Raw genomic sequence first — 15,554 nt, forward strand, 5'->3', positions numbered from 1 at the left:
CGACGTGTTCACCATGAGCCGCAAGAACGCCTTCATCGAGGCGGTCAAGGCCGATCCGGACGTCGAGGTCCGCTTCACCGACGCCAATCTCGACATCTCCAAGCAGCTCGACCAGATCGACAACTTCATCACCCAGAAGGTCAACGCGATCATCGCCGTGCCGGTCGATTACGACGGCATCGTGCCGGGCATCGAGAAGGCCAACGCGGCCGGCGTGCCGGTGATCACGCTGGGCATCGCCGCCGCCGGCGGCGAATACACCTTCGTCGGCTCGAAGAACTACGACGCCGGCAGGCTGCAGGGCGAGTTCATGAAGGAGAAGCTGCCCAAGGACGCCAAGATCCTCTATCTCCAAGGCACGCCCGGCCTCTATCACTCGGTGGAACGCCTGCAGGGCTTCACCGACGCCTGCCTGAAGGAACGGCCCGACGTCACCCTGCTGGCCAGCCTGACCGGCAACTACGACCGTGCCGAGGGCATGAAGGTGACCGAGGACTGGATCCAGTCCTTCCCGCAGTTCGACGCCATCATCGCCGCCAACGACCAGATGGCGCTCGGCGCCCTCGAAGCGCTGAAGACCGCCGGCCGCCTCCAGGGCGTGATGATCTCCGGCGTCGACGGCACCGCCGATGCGCTTGCCGCCATCAAGGCCGGCGAGATCGCGCAGACGATCTTCCAGAACGCCAAGGGCCAGGGCGCCGCCACCTTCGAGGTGATCGAGGGCCTCAAGGCCGGCCAGCCGGCGCCCAAGGAGAAGCTCGTCGCCTTCGAGTCGATCACCGCCGACAACGTCGATCAGTACATGCAGTAACCGCCTTGGGGCGACGCGGCAAACGAACCCGCGTCGCCCCGCAAAAGATAGCCGCAGGCAAGCGCCGGTCCTCGAACGGGCCCCGGCGCCCCGAGACGGCCGACCCCGCGGGCAAGCGAACTCAGACCTCCCGAGACCGGACGCGCCCGACAAGCCTGGAGACTCCCCATGATGAAGATCAGCCTGGTTACCAACATCTTTGCCCGCATGCCGTTCGACCAACTGACGGCGACGGCGGCGGGGCTCGGGATCGAGGCGCTCGAGCTGGGCACCGGCAACTGGTCCGCCAACGATCACCTGAAACTGGATGCGCTGATCGACAGCGCCGCCGAGCGCGACAAGTACAAGGAGACGCTGAAGCGCCACGGCCTGGAGATCGCCGCCTTCAACTGCTCGGGCAATCCGCTGAAGCCCGGCCCGGACGGCGAGGCGCACAAGGCGGTGATGGTGAAGACGCTGCGCCTTGCCGAGCTGTTCGACGTCAAGACCGTGGTCGGCATGTCCGGCTGCCCCGGCGGCGCCCCCGGGGACAGCACCGTCAACTGGATCACCCATCCGATCCTGCCCGAGCACCAGGAATCGCTCGACTGGCAGTGGGACGAGATGCTGATCCCCTTCTGGCAGGAGATGTCGAGGCTCGCCGAGAACCACGGCGTCGAGCGGCTGGCCATCGAGAACCTCGGCATGAACCTCGTCTACAACGCCGATACGCTGCTGCGCCTCCGGGCGGCGGTCGGCCCGCGCGTCGGCATGAACCTCGATCCCAGCCATCAGATGTGGATGGGCGGCGATCCGATCGCCATGGCGCGCAAGCTCGGCGACGCCATCCTGCACGTCCACGCCAAGGACGTGCGCATCGAGCGCGTGCTGGCCGACGCCGACGGCCTGATCGACACCCACTGGATCGCCGACGTGCCGAAGCGCCAGTGGAACTACGTCGCCCTCGGCCATGCGCACGACGTCGCCTGGTGGAAGGAATTCTTCTCGGTGCTCGTCTACCTCGGCTACGACGGCCCGGTCAGCCTGGAAATGGAAGACCTCAGCATGCCGCCGATCGTCGGCGTCAAGAAGTCGCTCGACGTGCTGCGGCAGGCGCTGCCGCGGGATCTTTGAGACCAAGAGTAGAGGATTGAAAAGAAATGACTCTCAAGATCGGTGTCATCGGAACCGGCGCCATCGGCCAGGACCATATCCGTCGGCTCACCAACACGCTGACCGGCGCCGAGGTCGTCGCCGTCAACGACATCAACCTCGATGAGACCAAGGCCTTCGTCGCCCGGGAAAAGCTCGGCGCCAAGGTCTACGACAACGGCCAGGAGCTGATCCGGGCTTCCGATGTCGACGCGCTGGTCGTCACCTCCTGGGGGCCGTCGCACGCCGAGTTCGTGCTCGGCTCGATCGCCGCCGGCAAGCCGGTGTTCTGCGAGAAGCCGCTGGCCACCACGGCGAAGGACGCCCGCAGCATCGTCGATGCCGAGATCCGGCACGGCCGCAAGCTGGTGCAGGTCGGCTTCATGCGCCGCTACGACGCCGGCTATCGCATGCTGAAGGCCGCATTGCAGGCCGGCACCATCGGCGAGGCGCTGATGGTGCACTGCGCCCACCGCAATCCGTCGGTGCCCGACACCTATACCGGCGACATGGCGCTGACCGACTCCTTCGTGCACGAGATCGACGTGCTGCGCTGGCTGCTCGACGACGACTACGTGACGGCGCAGGTCGTCAACGGCCGCGACACCCGCCGGGCCGAGGGCGGCCTCCGCGATCCGCATTTCGTCCTGCTGGAAACGCGCAAGGGCATCCGCATCGACGTCGAGATCTACGTCAACTGCCAGTACGGCTACGACATCCAGTGCCAGGTGGTGGGCGAGACCGGCATCGCCAACCTGCCGGAGCCGATGAGCCTGCTGCTGCGCAAGGACGCCAGCCTGTCGCAGGCCATCCTCACCGACTGGAAGCAGCGCTTCATCGCCTCCTACGATGTCGAGTTGCAGGAGTGGATCAACTCGACGCGCGACGGCGAGGTGCACGGCCCGACCTCCTGGGACGGCTATTTCGCCTCCGTCACCGCCGACGCCTGCGTCGAGGCCAAGCGGACGCGGGCCATCGTGCCGATCTCCATCGACGACACGCCAGCCTTCTACGCGCGGCGCTGAGACATTGGGCCATTGTCGCCGCCTCCGGATGAATCCGGAAGGCAAGCCAATTGCATGCATGCCGGGTTTGGCATGCATGCGACCCGACCGCGGCGGAGGGGGACGAATGCTCCAGCATCTCCCAGAGCATGCCCTTTGCCGCGGCACGCATCGGCACTCTCCTCGGGGCGAGCTCCCCCTTTACCCGTGCCCCGCCGATGCAACTCACCGGAGCCGCCGAAGTCCATCTCCCACTGTGACCGAGGCGCTCCCGTGGACCCGTGCCGGTGTTTCACGTGAGACCACTCGCAAGAGACGTGAAATCCGGCGTGGTTCGGCGGCCCGTTCGGAAGCCCGTTGTCCTGACGCTGTCTTCCGGCGGGTCGCCTGTCTTTCTTTTCCGATGCCCAGGAGGAAACGATGAAACTCGCGCTCGATCCCTACATGCACCGTCACCTGTCGCTGCCGGAGATCTGCCGGCTGACCGCCGAACTCGGCTACGACGGCGTCGAGCTGTCGCCGCGCGCCGACTTCCTCGACTGGTGGGTGATGCCGCGCGCCACCCCCGAACGCCGCGCCGAGTTCAAGAAGGCGCTGAAGGACCACGGCCTCGAACTGATCACCCTGCAGCCGATGTATCGCTGGGCCAGCCCGGTCGAGGAAGAGCGCCAGATGGCGGTGCGCTACTGGAAGCGGGCCATCGAGGTGGCCGTCGACATGGGCTGCGACACCATGGTCTCCGAGTTCGGCCGCGGCACCTCGCCGGAACGCTCCAGGACGCTGCCGCTCGGCACCGATACCCGCGAGACCAAGGAAGCGGCCTGGTGGCGGTCGATCGAGGAGTTGACGCCGATCTTCGAGAAGGAAGGCGTCATCCTGTCGGTCGAGCCGCATCCGGAGGACTGGGTGGAGACCTTCCATCCGGCCTTCGACATCATCCGCATGGTCGGCTCGAAGAACGTCAGGATGAGCTACATCGCGCCGCACACCTTCTACTATTGCAGCGGCGACGCCAGCAAGATGGCGACGACGCTCAGGGAGGCGGCGCCCATTCTGCACCACGTTCGGGTGGCCGACACGTTCAATCCCTTCGTGTCGTCGGGCAACCGCTACATCGCCAACCCGCCGGATGCGTCGATCCGGGTGCACCAGCACCTCGACATCGGCCAGGGCGAGATCGACTGGGAGACGTTCTTCAAGACGCTCGGCGAGGTGAAGTTCGACGGCATCTATTCGTCCTGCGTGTTCGCCTGGGAGGATAGGGCCGAGGAATCGTCGCGCTTCATGTGCAAGGAAATCAGACGGTACGTCGAGAAATACGCCAGGGCCGGCGCCGCCGCGTGAGGGAGCATCGCCTGGGAGACGAGCGGCGGGGTCGGCTGTTTGCCGGTCCCGCGGTCTCTTTCACATTCCATCGGCGCTGCCGGTAGCAGCAGCTATTTGATGTAGGCGCCTTCGGCGAAATTCTCGGAAAAATAGACCCGGAACTCGCACCCCTGTTCGCCGGGGGCCGGTCGTTCGTCCTCGGTGTCCGCCGAGCGGACGAGATAGCGGAGCGCCGAAATGGCCTGCATGTCGGGGTCCTGGTCGATGACCATGGTCAGCGTGCCGGACTTCAGGTACTGCCGGTGATCGTCGGACAATTCGTGGGTGATCCAGACGACCTCGTGGCCCGGGTCGTACTCGTTCAACGCCTTGACGATGCCGGCCGAGCCGGCGCCGCTGTTGTAGAGGCCGGCGAGGCCCGTCGTCCTGAGGGCGGAGGTGACCGCTTCGTAGCAGCGGGTGTCGTCGTCGTGGGTTTCCTGCGACGTCCTGTCGCAGGTGAGGTGCTGGAACGACGCCGTGAGGACGTCGCGGCAGCCCGCCGTGCGGTCGAAATGCGCCTTCCAGATGTCGCGATTGCTGAGAAACATCACGCGGCCCGGCTTGCGGGCGAAGCGGCCCAGGATGAGGCCGGCGGTGCGGCCGGCGCGGTAGTTGTCGATGCCGACATAGGCCAGGCCGTCGGCACCGACCACGTTGACCACCGCCACCACCGCTTCCCCGCGGCCGATGACCTCGCGCAGCGCCTGCCGGATCGGCAGCGTATCCGGGGCGGCGACGACGAGGCCCTGACGCGGATAGCCCGGCTCCAGCATCGCCCGGGTCAACAGGTCCTCCCTGTCCTCGCGGACGATGCGGCGGTGAATGACGAAACGCTTGTCAAGAAAGCGCGCCGATTCCTCGAAGGACTTGCGCAGCCGCTGAAAGAAGGGCGTGCGGTCGTCGGGCAGCAGCAGGTCGAAATGGATGAGCTTGTGGGTCCGGCTGGGCAATATCCGGGGCACGCCGAGCTTGGAGGCGGCGGCGATCACCTTGGCGCGCGCCTTGTCGGAGACGCTGCCGCGCTCGTTGAGGACGCGGTCGACCGTCGACGGGCTGACGCCGGCTTCCGCGGCGATTTCCAGGAAGCGGGGCGTACGTTTGCGGCGCGGCGCGTCGGCCATGGAGCGGAATCCTCAAGTTTTTCGACTTTAGTCGATTGACGATAATTCGTCAAAAGCCAGCTCGGTCAAGCCCGGCCTGTCGGGTTAGCTTTCCCGTCGAGGAGAGGGAGCTATCTCGAAATAACCAATGATCACCCGCAGCTTCTTTGCAAGCCGGCGTGGTCGTTTTTGGCCGAAGACGGGTTTTGCTCGGCTTTACGGGTGGGATTGTTGTGATTTGAGACAGCTTTTCCCGTGCGCACGACCGTGCCCGGGACAGTTCCGGACCGTTGGACGCGGTCCGGAAGGCAACAATTATTGGCTATCGCCAGCCAGATGGACGGGACCGTCAGTATTTCGATGACGTCCGGCTTTCCGGACTTCTGGGACTTGAGACAAGGTGGATTTGACATGACGCTGAAAGTTGGCGTGATCGGTACCGGGGCTATCGGTCAGGAACACATCAATCGCCTCAACAACAAGCTGGCGGGCGCGCAGGTCGTCGCCGCGAGCGACATCGACGCCGCCGCCGCCAGGGCCGCCGTCGCCAAGCTCGCCCCCGGCGCCAAGGTGCATGCCGACGGCCGGGCGGTCATCGCCGATCCGAACGTCGATGCCGTGGTGGTCACCTCGTGGGGGCCGACGCACGAGGAGTTCGTGCTCGCCGCCATCGCCGCCGGCAAGCCGGTGTTCTGCGAGAAGCCGCTGGCGACGACGGCCGACGCCTGCCTGAAGATCGTCAACGCCGAGATCGCCGCCGGCCGGCACCTGGTGCAGGTGGGCTTCATGCGCCGCTACGACAGCGGCTATCGCGCCCTCAAGAAGGCGATCGACGACGGTGCGATCGGCGCGCCGCTGATGGTCCACTGCGCGCACCGCAACCCGTCGGTGCCCGAGGCCTACGTCAGCTCCATGGCGATCGTCGACACGTTCATCCACGAGATCGACGTCCTGCGCTGGCTGATCGGCGACGACTACGCCTCCGCCCAGGTGATCGTGCCGCGCAACACCCGCCTGACGCATTCCAAGCTCGACGACCCGATCATCGTCATGCTGGCCACCAAGGGCGGCATCCGCATCGACGGCGAGGTCTTCGTCAATTGCCAGTACGGCTACGACATCCGCTGCCAGGTCGTCGGCGAGGACGGCGTCGCCGACCTGCCCGAACCGCAGAGCGTGCCGCTGCGCCGCGAAGGCAGGTTCAGCACCGCCATCCTGCAGGACTGGAAGCTCCGCTTCATCGATTCCTACGACGTGGAGCTGCAGGACTGGATCGACGCGACCAAGCTCGGCAAGGTCGACGGCCCCAACGCCTGGGACGGCTATTTCGCCGCGGTGACCGCCGACGCCTGCCTCGAAGCGCAGCGCACCGGCGCGGTCGTTCCGATCGTCACCACCCCTCGGCCGGTTTTCTACGACAAGGGCTGACCGCCGGCCATCGGTACCCACCAAGCAAATGCTGGGAGGACAGGACATGTCCAGCAAGACAATCAAATTCGGCTTCAACCACATGGTCAGCCCGTCGCTGACGCCGGGCGCCCTGCTGACCACGGCGGTCAAGGTCGGCGCCGTCGCCGTCGAGCTGCGCAACGACGTCGGCGACAACAGCGTGAAGGATGTCGACGCCGCCCGCGACATCGGCGCCAAGGCGGCCGACCTCGGCCTGAGCATTCGCAGCATCAACGCGCTCTATCCCTTCAACGTCTGGAACGACGAGCGGGCCCGGCAGGCCGAGGCGCTGGCCAAGCTCGCCAGGGCGTCGCGGGCCGAGGGGCTGGTGGTCTGCCCGCTCAACGAGGGCAAGCTGCTGGAGGACACGCCGGAGAAGGCGGCGGGCCTGCGCGCCGCGCTGACGGCGCTCCGCGACATCCTCGGCGAATACGGCATCAAGGGGTTCGTCGAGCCGCTCGGCTTCCCGGTTTCGTCGCTGCGCTTCAAGCGCGAGGCCCTGGCCGCCATCGACGCCATCGGCGCCGCCGACACCTTCTCGCTGGTGCACGACACGTTCCATCACGCCGGGGCCGGCGAGAAGGAGATCTTCGCCAAGCGGACGGGGCTTGTCCACATCTCCGGCCTCGAGGATCCGTCGATCGGCTTCGACGACATGCTCGACGGCCACCGCGTGCTCGTCGGCCCCAAGGACCGGCTCGGCAACATCGAGCAACTGCAGGTGCTCCTCGACGACGGCTACGACGGCATCGTCTCCTTCGAGCCGTTCGCCAAGGAGGTCCACGACAGTCCCGATCCCATCGGGGCGATCCGGAGAAGCATGGACTATGTACGCCAGCAACTCGGCGTCTAGGCCGGCCCTCGCCCGCCCTGCCGAAACGGCGGGGCGGCACGGGGTGGTCAACATCTTCACGACGGCCGGTATTTATCTCCCACGGTACTATGGGCCGTCGTGTCGCGCGTCGGTGAGGGCTGCCGCTCCCCAATTTCACGGCGCCCCTCGCCGACGCAATCGCGCCCGAACGTCCGGTCACCTCCTCACTCCCATCGACCGCGTCAGGGCGTGCACCGTGCCGGCATTTCGCGTGCGACCACTCGCAAGAGGCGCGAAATCCGGCGTGGTCCGGCGGCCCGTTCGGAAGTCCGTTCTCCTGATGCTGCCTTCCGGCGGGCCGCCATCTCCCATCGGCATGTCCCGGGCATCGGCTCGCTTGCCGGCGACGATCGGCCGGCGGCAGCAGGGCCCGCATGTTCCGCCGGCCCGGGCGGCCCTGAGCACATAGCAAAACAGGATGAAGTCCATGAAACTCGCGCTCGATCCCTACATGCACCGCCACCTGTCGCTGCCGGAGATCTGCCGGCTGACCGCCGAGCTCGGCTACGACGGCGTCGAGCTGTCGCCGCGCGCCGACTTCCTCGACTGGTGGGTGATGCCGCGCGCCACGCCGGAGCGCCGCGCCGAATTCAAAAAGGCGCTGAAGGACCACGGGCTGTCGCTGATCACCCTGCAGCCGATGTACCGCTGGGCCAGCCCGGTCGAGGAAGAACGCCAGATGGCGGTGCGCTACTGGAAGCGGGCCATCGAGGTGGCCGTCGACATGGGCTGCGACACCATGGTGTCCGAGTTCGGTCGCGGCACCTCGCCGGAGCGCTCCAGGACATTGCCGCTCGGCACCGACACCCGCGAGACCAAGGAGGCGGCCTGGTGGCGGTCGATCGAGGAGCTGACGCCGATCTTCGAGAAGGAGGGCGTCATCCTGTCGGTCGAGCCGCACCCGGAGGACTGGGTGGAGACCTTCCATCCGGCCTTCGACATCATCCGCATGGTCGGCTCGAAGAACGTCAGGATGAGCTACATCGCGCCGCACACCTTCTACTATTGCAGCGGCGACGCCAGCAAGATGGCGACGACGCTGCACGAGGCGGCGCCGATCCTGCATCACGTTCGGGTGGCCGACACGTTCAATCCCTTCGTGTCGTCGGGCAATCGCTATATCGCCAACCCGCCGGACGCGTCGATCCGGGTGCACCAGCACCTCGACATCGGCCAGGGCGAGATCGACTGGGAGACCTTCTTCAAGACGCTCGGCGAGGTGAAGTTCGACGGCATCTATTCCTCCTGCGTCTTCGCCTGGGAGGATAGGGCCGAGGAATCGTCGCGCTTCATGTGCCAGGAGATCAGACGGTACATCGACAAGTACCGCAAGGTTTAGAAGTTCCTGGCCAGCATTCCGCCATCAAAATCGGCCCTTTCGAGCAACGAGCGAAGCAAAAGACAGCTCCATTCCTATTTCAGGCATCGATCCGAGCTTGGAGTTAGTGCTGTCTAAATCGAATAAGACCGAGTTGGACGGGTTGCTGGCCAGTCGTTGAATTCCGTTTTGGCGGTCGATTGAGGAATCGGCCGCCAAAAGAGACGGAACGCCCCTGGAGGAGGGGATCCGGTAAATCGGGTGGACCGGACACCAGCAAGCGGAGGTATTCATGAAGAAGTTTCTTATAGCCACGGCCATGACCCTGATCATGGCTTCGTCCTCGCAGGCGACGACCATCGGCATCTCGATGGCGTGGTTCGACGACAACTTCCTGACGGTGCTGCGCAACGGCATGATCTCCTATGCCGGGACGCTCGATGACGTGCAGTTGCAGATCGAGGACGCGCAGAACGACATTTCCAGGCAGCAGAACCAGATCCAGAACTTCATCGCATCCAAGGTCGATGCGCTGATCGTCAACGCCGTCGACACCAACGCCACCGTCGCCATGTCGGAACTGGCCGCCAACGCCGGCATTCCGCTGGTCTTCGTCAACCGCATGCCGGTGAACGTCGACAGCCTGCCGCCCAAGCAGGCCTTCGTCGCCTCCGACGAACGCGAGTCGGGCACGCTGGAGGCCCAGGAGGTCTGCCGGCTGCTCAACGGCAAGGGCAAGGCCCTGGTGATGATGGGCGAACTGTCGACGTTCCATGCGCGCCAGCGGACCCAGGACATCGAGGACGTCTTCAGCACGCCGGAATGCTCGGGCATCGAGATCGTCGACAAGCAGACCGCCAACTACATGCGGGTGCAGGGCGCCGACCTGATGTCGAACTGGCTGTCGGCCGGCATCGAGTTCAACGCCGTCGTCGCCAACAACGACGAGATGGCGATCGGCGCCATCCAGTCCATGAAGGCGGCCGGCCTGGACATGAAGGACATCGTGGTCGGCGGCATCGACGCCACCGCCGATGCGCTGGAGGCGATGAAGGCCGGCGACCTCGACGTCACCGTGTTCCAGAATGCCGCCGGCCAGGGCCAGGGCGCCGTCGACGCGGCGCTGAAGCTCGTCAAGGGCGAGCCGGTGGAAACGAAGGTCTACGTGCCCTTCGAGCTGGTGACGCCGGCCAACCTCGACAACTACCTCAAGAAGAACTGAACGGCTTCGGCAAACGGACCAGAGAGTGCAGGCCTTCGGGCCTGCGCTCCAATGACAATTGCATCAAGCCCGCAAGGAAAAGGTCATGGTACTCAGTCCATCGACAATGGCCGCTGTCCGCAAGAGTGGCGCGATACCCAATGCGGAATTTCTTTTGACAGCCGAGGGCATCCGCAAGGAATTCCCCGGGGTGCTCGCCCTCGACGACGTGCAGTTCCACCTCAAACGCGGCACTGTGCATGCGCTGATGGGCGAGAACGGCGCCGGCAAGTCGACGCTGATGAAGATCCTGGCCGGCATCTACCATCCCGACCAGGGCGAGATCCGCATGAAGGGCGTCGACATCCGCCTGGAATCGCCGCTCGACGCGCTGGAGAACGGCATCGCCATGATCCATCAGGAGCTCAACCTGATGCCGTTCATGACGGTGGCCGAGAACATCTGGATCCGCCGCGAGCCGAAAAGCCGCTACGGCCTGGTCGACCACGCCGAGATGAACCGCAAGACGGCGGAGCTGTTCGAGCGGCTCAACATTCCGATCGATCCGAGAGCCGAGGTGCGCGACCTGTCGGTGGCCAACCGCCAGATGGTCGAGATCGCCAAGGCCATCTCCTACGAATCCGACGTGCTGATCATGGACGAGCCGACCTCGGCCATCACCGAGCGCGAGGTCGAGCACCTGTTCCATATCATCCGCGACCTCAAGGCGCAGGGCCTCGGCATCGTCTACATCACCCACAAGATGAGCGAATTGTTCGAGGTGGCCGACGAGGTGTCGGTGTTCCGCGACGGCCGCTACGTCGGCACCCACGCCTCGAGCGAGGTGACGCGCGACGACATCATCCGCATGATGGTCGGCCGCGAGATCACCCAGATGTTCCCCAAGGAGGAGGTGCCGATCGGCGACGTGGTGCTGTCGGTCAGGAACCTGACCCTCGACGGCGTGTTCCGGGACGTCAGCTTCGACGTGCGGGCCGGCGAGATCCTCGGCGTCGCCGGGCTGGTCGGCTCGGGCCGGTCGAACGTCGCCGAGACGCTGTTCGGCGTGACGCCGGCCAGTTCCGGCAGCATCGCCATCGACGGCAAGCAGGTGAAGATCGACAGGCCGGTCGAGGCGATCCGCCACCACATGGCCTTCCTGACCGAGGACCGCCGCGACACCGGCTGCCTGCTGATCCTCGACGTGATGGACAACATGCAGGTCGCCTCGCTGCACGACCAGTTCGTGCGCGGCGGCTTCGTCGACGAGAAGGCGGTGGCCAGGGTCTGCAGGGACATGGCCGGCAAGCTCAGGATCAAGACGCCGAACCTCTACGAGCGGGTCGAGAACCTGTCGGGCGGCAACCAGCAGAAGGTGCTGATCGGCCGCTGGCTCTTGACCAATCCGCGCATCCTGATCCTCGACGAACCGACGCGCGGCATCGACGTCGGCGCCAAGGCGGAAATCCACCGTCTGGTCACCGACCTCGCCCGCACCGGCGTGGCGGTGATCATGATCTCGTCGGAGCTGCCGGAAGTGCTCGGCATGAGCGACCGCATCATGGTGATGCACGAGGGCCGCGTCACCGGCTTCCTCGATCGGGCCGAGGCCGATCAGGTGAGCGTCATGGATCTCGCCGCGCGCTGACGCGCCCCACAGGCTTCAGGGAGAAATTTCAATGAATACGGACATGCTAGACAAGCAGGCGGTCACCGCGCCTGTCGCCGGCATCGGCAAACGCCGGCTTCCGCCCGAGCTCAGCATCTTCATCGTGCTGATCGGCATCGCACTGCTGTTCGAGCTGGTCGGCTGGCTGGCGATCGGCCAGAGCTTCCTGCTCAACACCGCCCGCCTGAAGATCATGATCCTGCAGGTGTCGGTGATCGGCATCATCTCGGTCGGCGTGACGCAGGTGATCATCACCAGCGGCATCGACCTGTCGTCGGGCTCGCTGGTCGGCATGACCGCCATGCTGGCGGCGAGCCTCGCGCAGACGTCGCAGTTCGTCGACCGCGCCGTCTATCCGTCGCTGGTTGACTTGCCGTTCGTCGTGCCGGTCGTGGTCGGCCTTGCCGCCGGCCTGCTGGCCGGCGTCGTCAACGGCACGCTGATCGCCAAGACCGGCATCCCGCCGTTCATCGCCACGCTCGGCATGTTCGTGTCGGCGCGCGGCATCGCCAAATGGTACACCAAGGGCCAGCCGGTATCCTTCCTGTCCGACGGCTTCACCTTCTTCGGCTCCGGTCTGGTGCCGGTGGTGATCTTCCTGGTGGTGGCGGTGATCTTCCACATCCTCCTGCGCTACACGCGCTACGGCAAGTTCACCTATGCCATCGGCTCCAACATGCAGGCGGCCCGCGTTTCCGGCATCAACATCCAGGCGCACCTGATCAAGGTCTACGCCGTCGCCGGCCTCTTGGCCGGTCTCGCCGGCGTGCTGACCGCCGCCCGCGCCCAGACCGCCCAGGCCGGCATGGGCGTCGGCTACGAATTCGACGCCATCACAGCCGCGGTGATCGGCGGCACCTCGCTGGCCGGCGGCGTCGGCCGCATCACCGGCACGGTGATCGGCACGCTGATCCTCGGCGTCATGCTGTCCGGCTTCACCTTCCTGAGGATCGACGCCTACTACCAGGAGATCATCAAGGGCGTGATCATCGTCGGCGCCGTCATCACCGACGTCTACCGGCAGAACAAGAAGAAGAAAAAGGTCTGACGACCTCCGCCACGCAAGACCCGGACGGGGCAGGACCGCCCGTCCGGGTCAACGGAATATTCGTCGGGCGGTTCGGGAACGATCATGAAACTCATGTCCGCCGTGCTGGATCTGCCGATCGTCGCCAAGGCGTGGTCGGGGGTTGCCGTCATTCTCGTGCTGTCGTCGCTGCCGGGCCTGATCGGCGTCGGCGGCGTCGACAGGCTGGCGGCCCTGGTCCAGGCCTCCGACGGGGCGGCGCGCGCGCTGATCGAGGTGAACAGAGCCACGCAGGAGGTCAACCGGTTCATCGCCGGCGGCGACAGGGCGGCGCTGGAGGAAGCGGCGAAAGCGCTGGCGGATGCCAGGGATTCGGCGGCGGCCGTCCGACTGGCCGACACCGCCGAGGCCAGCCGCAATCTCGGCGACATCTTCGCGGCCTACACGGAGGCCATCGGCCGCCTCGACCAGGCGACGGCGCGCATTCGCGAGGCCGAGGACCTGCAGGGCAGCCTCAACGCCCGGCTCGTCACCACCGCCGAGGCGCTGCGCGCCGCCGCCGATGCCGCCTACAAAGAGGCGCTGACGGCGGCCGGCGACGCCAAGGCCGGCGCCGATCGCCTGCAGGAGCTGATTGTCGCCAACGGCAGCATCGCCACGGCGAGCGCCCGGGCCCAGTTGCTGCTGCGCGACGCCGGGGACGGCCGCGCCGAACTCCTGAAGCAGGCCAAGGCCACCTCCAACATGATCGGCGCGTCGGTCGCCGCCCTCGGGCAGAACGGGCCGGCGACCATCAAGGACGACGTCGCCGCCATGCAGCGGGATCTCGCGACGGCGCTCGACGGCCTGGCGGCGCTGCCGGCCGGCGATGGCGGCGCGGCGCCCGTCGCCGTTCTGAACGGCATCGCCGCCCGGCTCAACAGCCTGTCGGCGCATACCCTGAAGATCGGCTTTGCCTTGAAGAGCGCCGAGGCCGAGGCGAATGTCGTGGCCAAACGCGCCAGCTTCGCCGCCGAGCAGGCGACCGGGCAGGCCAATCTCGGACGCGACCTCAACGAAACGGCCGTCACCCTCAGGGAACGGATCGCCTTGTTCCAACTCGCCAGATCGGACGCCTCGGCCAAGGCCATCGTCGAGTATCTCGACAAGGCCGATGCGCTGACCGGTCGTTTCGGCTCGGGCTCGCAGGCGATCGCGGCGGATTTCGCCAGCTATCGCCAGAGCTTCGAAAACCTGTCGCGCTCGCTCGCCGCCTTCGGCGAAGCCGTCGCCAACACCCGCGATCTCGCCGAGCGCTCGACGGCGGAGATCGGCAAGCTGATGGCGGCCCAGACCGCCTTTGCCCTCGCGTCCAGGCAGACCTTCCTCGGCCTTTCCATCCTGGTGTTCGCCCTCGCCATCGTCGCCGCGCTGATCGTCGGCCTGTTCCTCGCCCGCGCCATCGGCCGGCCGATCGTGCAGATGACCAGGACCATGCTGGCGCTCGCCGCCGGCGACACCGGCAGCGAACTCGCTTTCCGGCCGCGCCAGGACGAGATCGGCAAGATGCAGTCGGCCGTCGTCACCTTCCGCGACAACGCCGTGGAGCGGCAGCGTCTCGAAGCCGGGAAGCGGCTCGAGGACCTCGGTCGCCAGCAACGCGCCGACCGGATTCGCACCCTGATCGACGGCTTCCGCCGGCAGACCGAAAACCTGGTCGTCTCGGTCGACAATGCCGCCAGGGAGATGCAGGCGACGAGCGATCACCTGGCGTCGATTGCCGCCGCCACCGCCGAGCGGGCCTCCGCGGCCCAGGCGGCCGCCGGCCAGAGCCTGAAGGAAATCACCGTGGTGGCCAGCTCCAGCGAGGAGCTTTCGGCGTCGATCGAGGAGATCAGCCGCCAGGCCAGCGCCGCGTCGTCCCTGGTTTCCACCACGAGCCAGTCGGCGGGCCATGTCCGGACGCATGTCGGCGATCTCCACCGCTGCGCCGAGCAAATCGGCATGATCGTCGACCTGATCAAGGGCATCGCCGCGCAGACCGATCTGTTGGCGCTCAACGCGACGATCGAGGCGGCGAGAGGCGGCGAGGCCGGCAAGGGCTTCGCGGTGGTGGCCAACGAGGTGAAGGCCCTGGCCAACCAGACGACGAAGGCGACCGAGGACATCGGCCAGCAGGTGGCCGCCATTCAAGGCGTCACCCATGCGACGACGGACGGCGTGCTCGGCATCGTCGACCAGATGAACACCGCCAGCCAGGCGGCCAATGCCATCGCCACCTCGGTGCTCGAGCAGCAAGCCGCCACGGCCGAAATCTCCCGCAGCGTCCGGGCGGCGACGCAGAGCTCGCTGGTTTCGCACGACGAGATGATGGAGCTTCTCAACAAGGCGACGGAAACCTCCCAATCGGCCGACGGCCTGCTGTCGGCCTCCCGCAGCGTCATCCGGAGCTCGGCGGGACTGCGGCAGGCCATCGACGGTTTTCTTCATGAGGTGGAAGCGGTTTAGACGCTGACGCGAGCCCGCTCGTCGGGGCGGCCGGGCCGCCAGGAAACCAACCGTCGGCTTTTCGCGCGAGAGTACGGCGATCCCGGCGAATTTCGGAGATTCATTGCGTCGTCGC

Annotated in this window: 12 protein-coding genes; 11 read left to right on the top strand and 1 reads right to left on the bottom strand. The window is 66.3% G+C overall.

What is annotated here, in order from left to right:
* The 4 genes from CJ014_RS17400 to CJ014_RS17415 form a co-directional block, all read left to right on the top strand.
* On the top strand, positions 1 to 811 hold an 811-nt coding region (locus CJ014_RS17400), incomplete at its 5' end, for a sugar ABC transporter substrate-binding protein (RefSeq protein WP_100081764.1).
* A gap of 168 nt (positions 812 to 979) precedes the next feature.
* Complete coding sequence (locus CJ014_RS17405; RefSeq protein ID WP_100081765.1) at positions 980 to 1,924, top strand: sugar phosphate isomerase/epimerase family protein; 945 nt, start codon at positions 980 to 982, stop codon at positions 1,922 to 1,924.
* 26 nt (positions 1,925 to 1,950) lie between these two features.
* The gene (locus tag CJ014_RS17410; protein ID WP_100081766.1) at positions 1,951 to 2,967 is read left to right on the top strand and encodes a Gfo/Idh/MocA family protein; all 1,017 of its coding nucleotides are present in this window, start codon (positions 1,951 to 1,953) and stop codon (positions 2,965 to 2,967) included.
* Positions 2,968 to 3,366: 399 nt separating this feature from the next.
* The gene (locus CJ014_RS17415) at positions 3,367 to 4,290 is read left to right on the top strand and encodes a sugar phosphate isomerase/epimerase family protein (protein WP_100081767.1); all 924 of its coding nucleotides are present in this window, start codon (positions 3,367 to 3,369) and stop codon (positions 4,288 to 4,290) included.
* 92 nt (positions 4,291 to 4,382) lie between these two features.
* Here the strand turns inward: CJ014_RS17415 and CJ014_RS17420 are convergent, their stop codons facing one another.
* Entirely contained in the window at positions 4,383 to 5,435 is a 1,053-nt protein-coding gene (locus CJ014_RS17420) for a LacI family DNA-binding transcriptional regulator (protein WP_100081768.1), read from the bottom strand.
* A gap of 390 nt (positions 5,436 to 5,825) precedes the next feature.
* On the opposite strand from CJ014_RS17420, the gene iolG reads away from it, so the two are divergent.
* The 7 genes from iolG to CJ014_RS17455 all read left to right on the top strand — a co-directional run bounded on the left by iolG (position 5,826) and on the right by CJ014_RS17455 (position 15,439).
* Positions 5,826 to 6,842, top strand: coding sequence for a bifunctional inositol 2-dehydrogenase/D-chiro-inositol 1-dehydrogenase (gene iolG, locus CJ014_RS17425; RefSeq protein ID WP_100081769.1), 1,017 nt, complete (start codon positions 5,826 to 5,828; stop codon positions 6,840 to 6,842).
* 46 nt (positions 6,843 to 6,888) lie between these two features.
* Positions 6,889 to 7,716 carry a TIM barrel protein gene (locus CJ014_RS17430; RefSeq protein WP_100081770.1) on the top strand — a complete coding sequence of 276 codons (828 nt, stop codon included), beginning with the start codon at positions 6,889 to 6,891 and terminating at the stop codon, positions 7,714 to 7,716.
* A 448-nt stretch (positions 7,717 to 8,164) separates the two neighbouring features.
* Entirely contained in the window at positions 8,165 to 9,076 is a 912-nt protein-coding gene (locus tag CJ014_RS17435) for a sugar phosphate isomerase/epimerase family protein (RefSeq protein ID WP_100081771.1), read from the top strand.
* A gap of 271 nt (positions 9,077 to 9,347) precedes the next feature.
* Positions 9,348 to 10,277, top strand: coding sequence for a sugar ABC transporter substrate-binding protein (locus tag CJ014_RS17440; protein WP_100081772.1), 930 nt, complete (start codon positions 9,348 to 9,350; stop codon positions 10,275 to 10,277).
* Between the two features lie 85 nt (positions 10,278 to 10,362).
* Positions 10,363 to 11,904, top strand: a complete 1,542-nt coding sequence (locus tag CJ014_RS17445; RefSeq protein WP_100081773.1) for a sugar ABC transporter ATP-binding protein — start codon at positions 10,363 to 10,365, stop codon at positions 11,902 to 11,904.
* 31 nt (positions 11,905 to 11,935) lie between these two features.
* Positions 11,936 to 12,973, top strand: coding sequence for an ABC transporter permease (locus CJ014_RS17450; RefSeq protein ID WP_100081774.1), 1,038 nt, complete (start codon positions 11,936 to 11,938; stop codon positions 12,971 to 12,973).
* An 84-nt stretch (positions 12,974 to 13,057) separates the two neighbouring features.
* Entirely contained in the window at positions 13,058 to 15,439 is a 2,382-nt protein-coding gene (locus tag CJ014_RS17455; RefSeq protein ID WP_100081775.1) for a methyl-accepting chemotaxis protein, read from the top strand.
* Positions 15,440 to 15,554: the final 115 nt, after the last annotated feature.

This window comes from Pleomorphomonas carboxyditropha (genome assembly GCF_002770725.1).
Lineage (GTDB): Bacteria > Pseudomonadota > Alphaproteobacteria > Rhizobiales > Pleomorphomonadaceae > Pleomorphomonas > Pleomorphomonas carboxyditropha.

Bases quoted from the DNA above. Each gene is read 5' to 3' on its own strand.
- CJ014_RS17410 (WP_100081766.1), top strand. From the start codon at position 1,951: ATGACTCTCAAGATCGGTGTCATCGGAACCGGCGCCATCGGCCAGGAC.
- CJ014_RS17450 (WP_100081774.1), top strand. From the start codon at position 11,936: ATGAATACGGACATGCTAGACAAGCAGGCGGTCACCGCGCCTGTCGCC.
- CJ014_RS17405 (WP_100081765.1), top strand. From the start codon at position 980: ATGATGAAGATCAGCCTGGTTACCAACATCTTTGCCCGCATGCCGTTC.
- CJ014_RS17435 (WP_100081771.1), top strand. From the start codon at position 8,165: ATGAAACTCGCGCTCGATCCCTACATGCACCGCCACCTGTCGCTGCCG.
- CJ014_RS17420 (WP_100081768.1), bottom strand. From the start codon at position 5,435: ATGGCCGACGCGCCGCGCCGCAAACGTACGCCCCGCTTCCTGGAAATC.
- CJ014_RS17430 (WP_100081770.1), top strand. From the start codon at position 6,889: ATGTCCAGCAAGACAATCAAATTCGGCTTCAACCACATGGTCAGCCCG.
- CJ014_RS17440 (WP_100081772.1), top strand. From the start codon at position 9,348: ATGAAGAAGTTTCTTATAGCCACGGCCATGACCCTGATCATGGCTTCG.
- CJ014_RS17455 (WP_100081775.1), top strand. From the start codon at position 13,058: ATGAAACTCATGTCCGCCGTGCTGGATCTGCCGATCGTCGCCAAGGCG.
- iolG (WP_100081769.1), top strand. From the start codon at position 5,826: ATGACGCTGAAAGTTGGCGTGATCGGTACCGGGGCTATCGGTCAGGAA.
- CJ014_RS17445 (WP_100081773.1), top strand. From the start codon at position 10,363: ATGGTACTCAGTCCATCGACAATGGCCGCTGTCCGCAAGAGTGGCGCG.
- CJ014_RS17415 (WP_100081767.1), top strand. From the start codon at position 3,367: ATGAAACTCGCGCTCGATCCCTACATGCACCGTCACCTGTCGCTGCCG.